Raw genomic sequence first — 12,513 nt, 5'->3', positions numbered from 1 at the left:
CGGACACCTCACATTCGCGGGGGCGATCCGGTCGTATATATGGCGTCGGGCCGCACTGGCAGAAGAGGCAAGGATGCATCATGAACGCAAGACACAAGGGCCGCTTCGCTAACCGCGATGAGGACTATCAGCGCCTCGGTATCAGCCGAGATGACGTGGCTACCTGGGAAGACGGCGCGCGCACCGACGGCCGTCGAGGCACCTATGAATGGTGGCATTTCGACGCTCATCTCGAGGGAGGTGCGAAGCTCGTCGTGACCTTCCTGACCAAAGACTTTTCCGCGCCTGACAAGCCACTCAGCCCCATGATCCGTCTGAACCTGGATCTGCCAGACGGACGAAGTTTCCGCGTGATCCGCGCGTACCGGGCAGAGGACTACTCGTCGCGACGAGACGGAGCCGACGTCCGAATCGGTCGAAACACCTTCACCGGAGACCTCGACCACTATGAGATACATGTCGAAATCGACGACCTCCAAATCGACGTGACCCTTGATGCGGAAATAAGGCCGTGGCGTCCGCACACGGGCTGTCTCGTCTTCGATGAAGTTCGCGACCTCGAATTCTCGTGGCTGCCCGCCGTACCACTGGGAACAGTGGGCGGGTCGTACGAGATCGACGGCGTACGCCATGCGGCGATCGGGGTTGGCCACCACGACCACAATTGGGGGAACGTCGGCATGGAATCGATCATCAACGACTGGTACCGAGCAACGGGGCAGGCTGGCCCCTACACGGTGATCGCCTCATACATCACCTCGCACGGTAAATACGGCTACGAACCCGTGCCGGTCTTCATGCTCGCGAAAGACGGAGAGATCGTGGCCGACGACGCTTCCCTGACGAGGTTCCGCGCGAGTAAGGCATACTTTGACGCCAGGACGGGAAAGCCGGTCGCTGCCGTCACGACCTATTTCCACGGTGACTACGCCGACAGGTACGTCGTCGCCTTCACCAAGAGCCGCGACCTCGTCGCCGACACCTTCATCGAACGGATGAAGGGTCTTCGCAGACTCACCGCACGTCTCAAGCAGCGTGACGGCGCATATCACCGTTTCGTCGGCGACGTGACAGTCGAGCGATGGCAGGGGACCACGCTCGTGGAGAAGTTCGCGAATGAGGCGAGCTGGGAATTGATGTACTTCGGGCAGCCCCGCATCGACGAATGGGCCCCGGTGCGCCCCAAACTGCGCTGACGACTTCGGGTAGACGGACTCCTGAGTGACGTCTCGCGCTTTTTCGGCGGCGGGCTCCAGAGACCGGCAGCTATCCTTCGCTCGGCGTGCCGATCTCGGTCAACGGTTCGCCCGTGATCGCTTGCGGTGCGCTGTCGATCCGGTCAGCGAAGAAGCGTGTGGCAAGCCACGCTCGCGCACGCTCGACCCGGCTCAGATGCCCCTTCTCGTCCGGTCGCGCCTCCACAGCGTGCTGGTGAGCGGGCATCGCGCGCCGCCAGCGTTCGAATTCGTCGAGCGGCTGGTGGATCTCGACGTACTCACCGCCCGGCATCCGCACGATTCTGCCGGTCTCGTAACCGTGGCGAACGAGGTCGCGGTCCTTGCGCTGAAGCGCAAGGCATACACGTTGAGTGGTGAAGAACGCCAAGACCGGGCCGATGATGAGAGTGACCTGCAGGCTGCCGATAATCGATTCGAACGATGCCTGAAACACGAGCGCAAGAACGTCGGCACTACCGGCCAGCCAGAGCACTCCGAAGAACATCATCCCCGCGACACCCGTCGCTGTGCGATTGGCCGTGTTGCGTGGACGGTCGAGGATGTGGTGCTCTGTCTTGTCCTGCGCTATCCATCCTTCAAGGAACGGGTACAGGACGACGAGAAGGAGGAACAGCCCCACGACGGCCAGAGGAGCCAGTAGCGCAACGGTCCACGTGCGATCGAAAAGCTCGAATTCCCAGCCCGACGGCACGAGTCGGAGGGCGCCGTCAAGGAAGCCGGTGTACCAGTCCGGCTGGCTCCCCGCCGATGCACCGCCTGGGTCGGACGGGCCGTACGCCCAGATCGGACTGATTGTGACGAGCGTCGCCATGAGAACGAGAAGACCCACGACGATCGCAGAAAGGCCTCCCGCGCGCATCACGGCGTTGGGAAAGAGAGGTACGCCGACGACATTGTTCTCTTCCCGGCCACCGGCGGCGAACTGGGGAGGCTTGTTCTTGTATGCCGCTCGCGCCCGACCGGCGATCAATACGACGATCCCGACTGGGACGATGAGGACATGTATCAGGTTCAGATTCTCGATGATCCTGCCGGGAAACTCTCCGCCGAAAAGCACCGACGACAACCAGGTTCCGATCACTGGAATGCCGAGCGTAATCCCGTTGACGATGCGCAGCCCGGAACCGGAGAGCATGTCATCAGGTAGCGCATACCCGCTCCATCCGCCGGCGAGTGCGACGATCAGAAGGAGGAAGAGCATCACCCAACTGCCGCGCCGGGGACGTCGGAAAGCTCCGGTGAAGAACGTCACGAGCAGTTGGATCATGATCGATGCGGGCAAGATCAGCGCCGACCAGTGGTGGAGCTGTCGGAGCAGAAGACCGCCCGGCACCTCGAACGACACCCTCATGACCGAGTCGAATGCGCGCGACACCTCTCGATCGAACAGCGGCGCATAGTGCCCCTGATACGTGACGGGCTCGCTCGAGGGCGTGTACACGAACATCAGCAGGATGCCGGTGATGAACAGCACCGCGATGCTGGCCACCGTGATCACACCGAAGAGGTTCGTCCAGTGCAGGGGGACGGAGCGTCCGCGCAACTCCTTTCGCGCTGCGGCGATCGCGCCACCCATGCGCGTGGCGCGAAGACGATTCGACGCCGCCTCGGTGAGTGACCGTGGCCGACGTCGATCAACTGGCACGGGTAACCTCCGCCGGCGTGGGCACCGCCAGTGTCACGATCGGGGGGATGGCCTCGAGGAACGCTGCCCGCGGGTGCTGCACCGACTCGAGCGAGACGATGTCCCGCCCGAAGAGGAAGGACGCGATCCATAGAAGCAGCACTCTTGCCTTGCGGTCCCAGGTCGGCACCGCCAGAACGTGATACCCGCGGTGCATCAGCCAGGCGAGCAGCCCCTTCACAACGATGCCTTTGTATTGGAAGATCCCGTGGCCGAGTCCCAGCGTCGCGACCGTACCGAAGCTGGGGTGACGGTAGTCGCGGGGAAGCTCCCCTCGAACGACTGCGGTGATATTCTTCGCCAGCAGACGCCCTTGGCGTACGGCGTGCTGCGCGTTCGGCACGGTGCGCGCTCCGGATTCCGGCAACGCGAGATCCGGAATGGCCGCATCGTCTCCGGCAGCCCAGGCGCCTTCTACGATTTCGTCAGAGGTCCCGATCCGGAGATCAGGTCGCGTGATCACAAGTCCTCGAGCATCGATCGGCAGGTCGGTGTGCGAGGCGACCACCGGATTGCTGGCGTTGCCAGCCGCCCAGACGAGGATGTTCGACGCGTACCGCTCTCCGGTGGAGAGCTGCACCTCTCCCCCGGCCGCTGAAGTGATCCGCGAGTTGAGGTGCACAATGCCCCCGCGCTGGGTCAGGTGCTCGACCACCCATCGCCCGGGCTTGTCCGTCACCTCCGGGAGAATCCGTCCGTTCGCTTCGATGAGGTGGAAGCTGAGTTCGGAGAAGCGGAGCTCCGGGTAGGACTTCAGCAACGAGGTGGCCAGTGCAAGCATCTCTCCGAACACCTCCACCCCCGAGAAGCCTCCGCCGACCACAGTCGCTGTGAGAAGGCGACGCCTTTCGAGCCCCGGAGGAAGCGCGGCTGCGTCCTCGAAGGCCGTGAGGATCTGGTCGCGGACCGCCACCGCTTCTTCGACGGTCTTCAGGCCGATGGCGTGCTCGGAGATCCCGTCGATCGGGAACACGCGCGACACGGCTCCCGCCGTCACCACGATGATGTCGTAACGGAGCGTCTGCGATGAACCGTCCGGCATCCGCACCTCTACCTTCTTGTCGGCGTGCGTGATCGAAGTCACGCGCCCCGGCACGACAGTCGTACGGCGCAGGTGGCTGCGCAAGGACACCACGACATGACGTGCTTCGACCGAGCCGGCCACCACCTCAGGCAAAAACGGCTGATACGTCATGTAGGGTCTCGGATCAACGATCGTGATCTTCGCCTCGGCCCGACGCAACCGCCGCTCCAGGTTCCACGCCGCGTAGAAGCCTGCGTAGCCACCTCCGACAATGAGGATGTTCTGCATTTCTTCTTTCCTTTCTTTACCAATGAAGACCTCGCAGCCCGTCCGAATGTGACCTCGCGGGAACTCGGTCGCACGGCCTCACAACTGAGCCCCCTGCACGGTCTTTCCTTTTGGTGGGGTGAAAACCGCCTCCCCTCGTTCGAGATGCGTGATTGGTCGATCGCGGCTCATGAAGCTCGTGGTCGCCCCGACGGCGCTATAGGAAAGGATCCGCATGTCTCCGAAAATGAAGACCGCCCGCCGCGAAGAGACCCCAGCGGTTCCGTCAGACGCAGACCGATCCATGCTGAACGAGCTCGCCCTCGGCTTCTACCGCCAGATGGTGATGATCCGCCGCTTCGAGGAGCGCGCGAGTCGCTCATACTCCGAAGCGAAGATCGGCGGGTACTGCCATCTGAATCTCGGTGAGGAGGCCACCGTCGCAGGACTCTGCGCGGCGCTCGCGCCGGAGGACTATCTCTACACGAACTATCGCGAGCATGGGTACGCGCTCGCCCGCGGTATCTCTGCCGAACGCGTGATGGCGGAGCTGTATGGGCGCAGCGACGGCGTTTCCAAGGGCTGGGGAGGTTCGATGCACATGTTCGACATCGCCTCCCGGTTCATGGGCGGATACGGCGTGGTTGGTGGCCAGGTCCCCTTGGCCACCGGAACGGCGCTGGCCATCGACTATCGAGGCGGTGGCGATGTCGTCGTTTGCCTGATGGGCGACGGCACGACCAATATCGGCGCGTTCCACGAATCACTGAACATGGCCGCTCTGTGGAGTCTGCCGATCGTCTACGTCGTCAACAACAACGGTCTCGGGATGGGGACGACCGTCGCGAATTCGTCCGCCGAACCCGAGCTGCACCGGCGCGCGGCGTCTTACCGGATGCCCGCAGCGAGAGTTGACGGCAACGATCCGGAGGCGGTGTACACGGCGATGCAGACCGCTCTCGCCAGCGCCAGGTCTGGAAACCCGTATCTGCTGGAGACAATGACGGGACGCATGAAGGGTCATTCGGTCGTCGATCCGGCCCGCTATCGCAGCAAGGACGAAGCAGCGCACGCGATCGCCGCTGACCCCGTGGCGTCATACGCCGACAACCTGAAAGTCCGCGACATCCTCACCGATGAGATGATCGCGCAGATCGATGCCGAGTCGATGAAAGCAGTCCTTCGTGCAGTCGAGTTCGCCGACGCGAGTCCGCACCCGGAAGTCTCCACCCTGTTCGACTACACGTATGCGACCCCCGTCGTGAACGACTCCCGCCGCCTACCGGGGGACGCCTTGTACCCGGCCGCGCCGAGACCTGCAGCAACCACTCGTCTGGAGGTGATCGCATGACTGTCATCACCTATCGGCAGGCAGTTCAGGACGCTTTGCGCGAGGAGATGCTCCACGACCCGAACGTGTTCCTGATCGGCGAGGAGATCGGCGTCTTCGAAGGGTCGTACAAGATCACCGCGGGGATGCTGAAAGAGTTCGGTCCCAAGCGGATCCGCGACACCCCGATTGCAGAAGAGGGGTTCACGGGAGCCGCAATCGGCGCCGCAATGGTCGGTCTTCGTCCGGTGGTGGAGATCATGACCATCAACTTCTCGCTTCTCGCGCTCGATCAGATCGTGAATCACGCCGCCAAGATCTACGGCATGTTCGGCGGCCAAGCCCGGGTGCCCCTGGTGATCCGCACCCCTGGCGGCGGCGGACAGCAATTGGGCGCGACCCACTCGCAAAACATCGAACTGTACTACGCCTTCGTCCCCGGGATGAAGGTCGTCGCCCCGTCGACTCCGGCTGACGCCAAGGCACTCATGCGCGCGGCCATCCGCGACGATGACCCGGTGCTGGTTCTGGAGAACCTCGCCCTCTACAACACGACGGGTGAGGTGCCCGACGAGCCCGAGCGCATCGAGATCGGCAAAGCCGCCATCGCACGCGAGGGACGCGACGTGACAGTCGTGGCATATTCGCGAATGGCAGTCGTGGCCAGAGAGGCCGCCGAGCGGCTTGCCGGGGAAGGCATCGATGTGGAGGTGATCGACCTCCGCAGCCTGCGCCCACTCGATCGCGGAACCATCGTCGAGTCGGTGAAGAAGACCGGTTGCGCCGTTGTACTCGAAGATGACTGGCTGACTTACGGAATCGGCGCGGAGATCGCCGCGACGATCTCCGACGGCGCTTTCGACTGGCTTGACGCTCCCGTGCGCCGCGTAGCCATGGCCGAGGTACCCATGCCCTACGCGAAGACGCTCGAGACAGCCGCGTTGCCCTCCCTGGATGACGCGATGAGCGCGATCCGCGAAACCATCGACGCCGTCACACGCCGAGCCTGAAAGGACTCTCTCATGATCGACATCCTTATGCCCCGACTCTCCGACACCATGACGGAAGGCGCCATCGCCTCCTGGCACAAGAAGCCCGGCGACGCAGTCGCTCCCGGTGACCTGCTCGTCGAGATCGAAACCGACAAGGCACTGATGGAACAGGAGGCATACGATGCTGGCGTCCTCGTCGAGATCCTCGTCCCCGAAGGAGAGAACGTCGCCATCGGCACCCCAATCGCCCGACTCGACGATGGAAGCGATGACGATACACCGAGCGCCGCACGCACCATTCCGGCGACGTCCGATGATGTCCCCGAGTCGATCGCGGAGGCGCTCCCGTCAGCCGAGCCCCCGGCGATCCCCCTGTCGGACGCCGGCGAAGTGCCCGCTGATCTCGACCCGCCCGACAATCGTGCCGCGACGCCGCTCGTGCGCCGGCTCGCCCGCGAGCGCGGCGTCGATCTCGATCAGTTGACCGGCACCGGCCCCGGGGGGCGCATCATCCGCGCGGATCTCGACGACGCCGCGCTCGAGATGCCGTCAGCAGCCCCCGAGTTCGACACCGCGACGACGTCCGGCGACGCGCGCGAATCGCAGGCCGTGCCGTTCGACCGCATCCGCCAGGCCATCGCCGCGCGACTTACCGAGAGCGCCATCGAGGTTCCGACATTCACCGCCACAATCTCCGCAGATGTCGACGGCCTGCTGACCCTCCGCTCGCAGATCAACCAGGCGAACGCCGAGTCCGGAACGAGAATCAGCGTCAACGACCTCTTGGTTCGTGCCGCAGCGCTCGCACTGCGCATGCACCCCGGACTGAACGCCTCGTACAGCGACTCCGGTCGCGGCACGACGCTTGTACACGGGCGGGTACACATCGGCGTAGCCGTCGCTTCGCCCGCCGGCCTAGTCGTCCCCGTCATCAAGGATGCGGATCGGACCGCGGTCAGTGCGATCGCCGCGACATCGCGGAACCTGATAGCGAAAGCCACCGAACGGACACTGACTGCTGAGGATATGAGCGACGGCACGTTCACGATAAGCAACCTCGGAATGTTCGGCATCGAGCACTTCACCGCGATCATCAACCCTCCGCAGGGTGCCATCCTCGCCGTCGGTGCCGCCAAAGAGGAGCTCGTTCTCGTCGATGGCGACGTCACGCCACGTACTCGCTTACGTCTCACCCTCACCGCGGATCACCGCATCATCGACGGCGCACTCGCGGCGCGGTTCCTGGCAACCATCGTGCAGCTGCTTGAGCACCCGCTCCGCATCGTCGCATAGTCGGTCGGTGATCGAATGCGTCCGACCTCACATTCGCTCAGTCCGCATCGTCGATATAGTGAGGGAAAGGTGACCCATGACGATCAATTCACATCACCATGAGCAGGATGAGATCCTCGGCGAAAGGCGCCACCTGATCTCGCTGGCGTTCCGCATGCTCGGAACGATGGCGGATGCCGAGGATGCGGTTCAGGAGACGTACATCCGGTGGTACCGGATGAGCGAGTCTGAGCGGAACGAGATCCTGGTTCCTCGAGCGTGGCTGACGCGAGCTGCTAGCAGAGTCTGCTTGAACGTGCTCGCTTCGGCCCACCATCGACGGGAGACGTACGTCGGCCCGTGGCTGCCCGAGCCAGTACCCACTCAGTCATTCAGACCGCCGACGGGTGCGTCGACGGATCCTCTTGAGAGGGTGACGCTCGACGAGTCGGTCAGCACGGCTCTGCTCGTCGTGCTCGAATCGATGACACCTGCCGAGCGAGTGGCGTTCGTGCTGCATGATGTGTTCGCAATGCCCTTCGATGAGATCGCCGAGATCGTCGGTCGCACGCCTGCCGCGTGTCGGCAACTGGCGACGTCTGCGCGGCGACGCGTTCAGCAGAGCAGGAGTCGACGCGCCTCGCATGCGGAGCACGAAGAGGTCGTGAAGGCGTTCGCCGCTGCCGCCCGCGCAGGGGATATCGCCGGACTGGTCCGCGTTCTCGATCCGCAGGTAAGGCTACGGTCCGACGGCGGGGGAATCGTGTCGGCTGCGCGCAATCCGGTGGTTGGAAACGACAAGGTCGCACGCTTCCTCTTGGGGACGCTCCACAAGCACCCCGATGTCGTGCTACTCGAGCAGGAGATGCCGGACGGGACCGGCTTCGCGATGTGGGATGAAGGACGGATCTTCGGCGTCGTCACCCTGGACGTGCAGAACGGAGTCGTCTCCGATGTGCGGATGATGATGAATCCGCAGAAGCTCACGCTCTGGAACTGAAGCAGAACCCGGCATGAGACGGCGGTCGGTTCTGACGTTGGACGTAGACGTGGGGGTCCTTGATTCGGCAGTCGTAGTGCGCGACGCGCGCCGAATGAAATGGCGTGGTCGGATCACAGGATCCTGAAAACGAAAGCCGCGCCCGGCACGCGCACCGGCGCGGGAAGCAGCCCACAACGCAGCGTGTGGGGCGGTTGGCACGCTGGTTGACGCTGGGCTGGCAGGCGGTGAGGTCTCCCGTTTCTTGCCGCGGCGCTCCTGCACGGCACCTCGTCGGCGCGCTTCGGCTATCGCGCGCTCGGAGTTTCGGCGGGTCATATATTGATGGTATCGACGACCAGTGACGCACCTTCTAAGAGAGCCCGGTCGGGATGCCACTGACGCCATCTAGAATTCTGCAGAGGTCAACCGAAGAACTCCACGCCATGTCGGTGTTTGAGGGCTCTTCCCAGATGAAGGTGTAGGTCGGCCGGGCGCGTCGGTCCGCAGATAGACGTCGAGGTCTCCCGACGATGGAGGTTCCTACGCCATCCATCCGAAAGACCTCGACGTGCCCGACGCTACCCCGCCGGCCGGCTTCGGCCGCCCTGACCTAACCGCCTTCGCGGCTCATCCCAATCGGCTCTGATCGGGTCTGCTGACCCTCTCGACGAGAACGCAGCGACATCACAGCCACCCAACCCCGACCGTCCGGGAAGCCGGGGCACGTCACATGGGCTGTGCTGCGGGCGTGTCGAGTGGGTAGTCCAGGGGCGACGCAGGAGCGTCGACGCGACGTGCTGAGAGGTGGTTCCAACCGAGCGCTAGGACACAAGCTACAGGCATGGCGATAGGTCAGGAACGGCGTCGCTCCCTGCGCAGGAGGGAGCGCAGAGTCTCGGCGTTCGCGTAGCCGACCCGTAGCGCGATCTCGGCGGAGGTGAGGTCCGTGGTTGCTGAGAGGTGTCGAGCTCGTTCGGTGCGAAGCCGTTGGACGAAGCCGAGCGGAGTGAGGTTGAGCGCCGCACGGACTCGTCGTTCGAGGGTGCGCCGGCTGGTGCCGAGCGACTGCGCGACGAAGGCGACGTTGAACGGTTCGTCCAGGCGGGCGCGCACGAAGCGTTCGAACTCGACGACGATCGGGTCCTCGTGCCGGAGATGTTCGTAGGCGACGAAGGCCGCCTGCGACGGGCGCTCGTCGATGATGAGGAGCTTGGCGACATGTTGGGCCAGGTCGGGGCTGATCGATCGCACGAGTGAGAGCGCGAGGTCGATGTGGGCGAAGGCGGCGCCGGCGGTGACGAGGTTCCCGTCGACCACGACCATGGTGTCGAGATCGAGGGCGACGGTCGGATAGCGCTTCCGGAACTCCGGCCCCAGGAACCAGCTGGTCGTCGCCCTCCGATGATGCATCCGTCCGGTCTCGGCGACGGCGAACACGCCGGTGCACGCCGCGGCGATCCGGGTGGTCGCGTCGTCGAGGCGCCCGAGTGAGGCGATGACCGAACGAGCATCTCGACTCTGGAGGGCGTCGTGGGTCGCGGCGGCCGTGAGGGTTCCAAGCGCAGGGACGACGACCACGTCGAACTCTCCGGACTCCGGCAGCGGGTGGTCCACCGACAGGGTCATCGATGCCGTCGTGGTCACTCGCCGTTTCGGTCCGAGGATGGCGAGTTCGATCGGGTCGATCCGCGGGTCGACATCGCCGCGGGCTCCGTCGGCCACCCGCACGATGTCGATGATCGACGCGATAGCCGAACCGAAGCAGCCGTCGATCGCGATCAGTCCGATACGCATGACGTAAACAATAGCAATACTGCCGTATACGCCACTCCCCACCGGCCCTCGCTCGTCATACGCTGAACTCGTCCCACGAAGAACCCCGACGTCAAGGAGAGTCCCTCATGTCCACACCCGCATCACTTCCGTATGCCTTCGTCGCCAAGATCGTCGCGGCCGATGGACAGCACGACGCGGTCGCCGATCTGCTCGCCGGCGCTGTCGCACTCGCCAACGAAGAAGTAGGAACGATTGTCTGGTTCGCGGTCAGGACCAACGCCGACACCTTCTGGATCTTCGATGCATTCCCCGACGAAGCCGCTCGCGACGCCCACGCCAACGGCGCCATCGTCGCAGCCCTGATGGCCAACCAGCACCTCCTCGGCGCAGCACCCGAGATCCTGGCGGCCGACGTCCTCGCGTCCAAGCTCCCGTAGTCCGCCAACGCACGAGACGATCGCGCCCCGCCGAGTCGGTCCGCAGATAGACGTCGAGGTCTCCCGACGATGGAGGTTCCTACGCCATCCATCGGAAAGACCTCGACGTGCCCGACGCTACCCCGCCGCCCGGCTTCGGCCGCCCTGACCTGACCGCCTTCGCTCGACTCGACGGCCTCGGTCTGAGCGTGATCGGGCAACGACTTGAACCGGATCGTGCGGTCCTCGCGTGCCGCGTGGTGGAACCAGATCAGTGGTGCCGACGGTGCGGCAGCGAAGGCGCCGCTCGTGACACCGTGATCCGGCGGTTGGCCCACGAGCCGCTGGGCTGGCGACCGACCGTGCTGGAAGTTATAGTGCGCCGCTACCGCTGTGCAGACTGCGGACACGTGTGGCGCCAAGACACCAGCGCCGCGGCGGAGCCACGCGCGAAGCTCTCGCGCACCGGGCTGCGGTGGGCGCTGGAAGGGATCGTGGTCGCACACCTCACCGTCGCCCGTGTCGCCGAGGGACTCGGGGTCGCGTGGGACACCGCCAACAACGCGGTCCTGGCCGAAGGCAAGCGGCTGCTGATCAACGACCCCACGCGGTTCGAGGGCGTGAAGGTGATTGGCGTCGATGAGCACGTCTGGCGCCACACCAGGCGTGGCGACAAGTACGTCACCGTGATCATCGACCTCACCCCGGTCCGCGATGGCGCCAGCCCAGCAAGGCTGCTGGACATGGTCGAGGGCCGGTCGAAGGCGGCGTTCAAGACCTGGCTCGCCGACCGCGACGACGCCTTCCGTGACGCGGTCGAGGTGGTCGCGATGGACGGCTTCACCGGGTTTAAGACCGCCGCTGCGGAGGAGATCCCGGACGCGGTCACGGTGATGGATCCCTTCCACGTCGTGCGCCTGGCCGGTGACGCCCTCGACAGGTGCCGGCGCCGGATCCAACTCGCGATCCACGGGCACCGTGGGTTCAGGGACGATCCGCTCTACAAGTCGCGGCGCACGCTGCACACCGGCTCGGACCTGCTCACCGACAAGCAGAGCGACAGGCTACGCGCGCTGTTCGTTGATGACGCTCACGTCGAGGTCGAGGCGACCTGGGGTGTCTACCAGCGGATGATCGCCGCCTATCGCCACGAGGACCGGCAACGTGGCCGCGAGCTCATGGAGAAGCTGATCACCGACCTCAGCGCCGGCCTCCCCAAGGTGCTCACCGAGCTCGCCACCCTGGGCCGGACCCTGAAGAAGCGAGCCACCGACGTGCTCGCCTACTTCGAACGACCCGGCACCAGCAACGGGCCGACCGAGGCACTCAACGGACGGCTCGAACACCTGCGCGGCTCCGCACTCGGGTTCCGCAACCTGACCAACTACATCGCCCGAAGCCTGCTCGAGACCGGCGGCTTCAGACCCCAACTCCTACACCCCCGATTGGGATGAGCCTGTTTGAGTTGACCATGTCAAAGGGAGGGTGAACGAGCACTCGCGTGCACGGTTTCCAGTGCCCACCCTCCTGAA

At 64.6% G+C, this 12,513-nt stretch carries 10 protein-coding genes; 7 read left to right on the top strand and 3 right to left on the bottom strand.

Annotated elements, in window-relative coordinates; genetic code table 11:
- The first annotated feature begins 80 nt into the window (after nt 1-80).
- A complete protein-coding gene (locus LC452_RS21600) occupies nt 81-1,196 on the top strand; it encodes a hydroxyneurosporene dehydrogenase (protein WP_223628974.1) in 1,116 nt (371 codons plus the stop codon).
- Between the two features lie 70 nt (nt 1,197-1,266).
- Here LC452_RS21600 and LC452_RS21595 read toward each other — a convergent pair whose 3' ends face one another.
- Nucleotides 1,267-2,814 (bottom strand): cytochrome b N-terminal domain-containing protein, encoded by a 1,548-nt coding sequence (locus LC452_RS21595; RefSeq protein WP_223628973.1) that lies wholly within the window; start codon nt 2,812-2,814, stop codon nt 1,267-1,269.
- 58 nt (nt 2,815-2,872) lie between these two features.
- Complete coding sequence (locus LC452_RS21590; RefSeq protein ID WP_223628971.1) at nt 2,873-4,234, bottom strand: NAD(P)/FAD-dependent oxidoreductase; 1,362 nt, start codon at nt 4,232-4,234, stop codon at nt 2,873-2,875.
- A 283-nt stretch (nt 4,235-4,517) separates the two neighbouring features.
- On the opposite strand from LC452_RS21590, the gene pdhA reads away from it, so the two are divergent.
- The 4 genes from pdhA (at nt 4,518) to sigJ (ending at nt 8,807) form a co-directional block, all read left to right on the top strand.
- Nucleotides 4,518-5,564: a pyruvate dehydrogenase (acetyl-transferring) E1 component subunit alpha gene (pdhA, locus tag LC452_RS21585; protein ID WP_223628970.1), complete on the top strand. Its 1,047-nt coding sequence runs from the start codon at nt 4,518-4,520 to the stop codon at nt 5,562-5,564.
- A complete protein-coding gene (locus LC452_RS21580; RefSeq protein ID WP_223628968.1) occupies nt 5,561-6,553 on the top strand; it encodes an alpha-ketoacid dehydrogenase subunit beta in 993 nt (330 codons plus the stop codon). The genes pdhA and LC452_RS21580 overlap by 4 nt, the downstream gene beginning before the upstream one ends.
- Before the next feature lie 12 nt (nt 6,554-6,565).
- A complete protein-coding gene (locus LC452_RS21575; protein WP_223628967.1) occupies nt 6,566-7,828 on the top strand; it encodes a dihydrolipoamide acetyltransferase family protein in 1,263 nt (420 codons plus the stop codon).
- A 76-nt stretch (nt 7,829-7,904) separates the two neighbouring features.
- Nucleotides 7,905-8,807 carry an RNA polymerase sigma factor SigJ gene (sigJ, locus tag LC452_RS21570; RefSeq protein ID WP_223628965.1) on the top strand — a complete coding sequence of 301 codons (903 nt, stop codon included), beginning with the start codon at nt 7,905-7,907 and terminating at the stop codon, nt 8,805-8,807.
- 834 nt (nt 8,808-9,641) lie between these two features.
- Here sigJ and LC452_RS21565 read toward each other — a convergent pair.
- A complete protein-coding gene (locus LC452_RS21565; protein WP_087136509.1) occupies nt 9,642-10,583 on the bottom strand; it encodes a GlxA family transcriptional regulator in 942 nt (313 codons plus the stop codon).
- A gap of 107 nt (nt 10,584-10,690) precedes the next feature.
- On the opposite strand from LC452_RS21565, the gene LC452_RS21560 reads away from it, so the two are divergent.
- Nucleotides 10,691-11,002, top strand: a complete 312-nt coding sequence (locus LC452_RS21560) for a putative quinol monooxygenase (protein WP_223628964.1) — start codon at nt 10,691-10,693, stop codon at nt 11,000-11,002.
- 107 nt (nt 11,003-11,109) lie between these two features.
- Nucleotides 11,110-12,435 (top strand): ISL3 family transposase, encoded by a 1,326-nt coding sequence (locus LC452_RS21555; RefSeq protein ID WP_223628963.1) that lies wholly within the window; start codon nt 11,110-11,112, stop codon nt 12,433-12,435.
- Nucleotides 12,436-12,513 lie beyond the last annotated feature (78 nt).

This window comes from Microbacterium sp. EST19A, assembly GCF_019969685.1.
Taxonomy (GTDB): Bacteria; Actinomycetota; Actinomycetes; order Actinomycetales; family Microbacteriaceae; genus Microbacterium.
Note: the sequence above shows the minus strand (reverse complement) of the source record. Positions and strands in the feature narration are given on the sequence as shown.

Excerpts from the sequence above, each read along its gene's own strand:
- pdhA (WP_223628970.1), top strand. The coding sequence starts at position 4,518 with ATGCTGAACGAGCTCGCCCTCGGCTTCTACCGCCAGATGGTGATGATC.
- LC452_RS21560 (WP_223628964.1), top strand. The coding sequence starts at position 10,691 with ATGTCCACACCCGCATCACTTCCGTATGCCTTCGTCGCCAAGATCGTC.
- sigJ (WP_223628965.1), top strand. The coding sequence starts at position 7,905 with ATGACGATCAATTCACATCACCATGAGCAGGATGAGATCCTCGGCGAA.
- LC452_RS21580 (WP_223628968.1), top strand. The coding sequence starts at position 5,561 with ATGACTGTCATCACCTATCGGCAGGCAGTTCAGGACGCTTTGCGCGAG.
- LC452_RS21595 (WP_223628973.1), bottom strand. The coding sequence starts at position 2,814 with ATGGGTGGCGCGATCGCCGCAGCGCGAAAGGAGTTGCGCGGACGCTCC.
- LC452_RS21575 (WP_223628967.1), top strand. The coding sequence starts at position 6,566 with ATGATCGACATCCTTATGCCCCGACTCTCCGACACCATGACGGAAGGC.
- LC452_RS21590 (WP_223628971.1), bottom strand. The coding sequence starts at position 4,234 with ATGCAGAACATCCTCATTGTCGGAGGTGGCTACGCAGGCTTCTACGCG.
- LC452_RS21565 (WP_087136509.1), bottom strand. The coding sequence starts at position 10,583 with ATGCGTATCGGACTGATCGCGATCGACGGCTGCTTCGGTTCGGCTATC.
- LC452_RS21600 (WP_223628974.1), top strand. The coding sequence starts at position 81 with ATGAACGCAAGACACAAGGGCCGCTTCGCTAACCGCGATGAGGACTAT.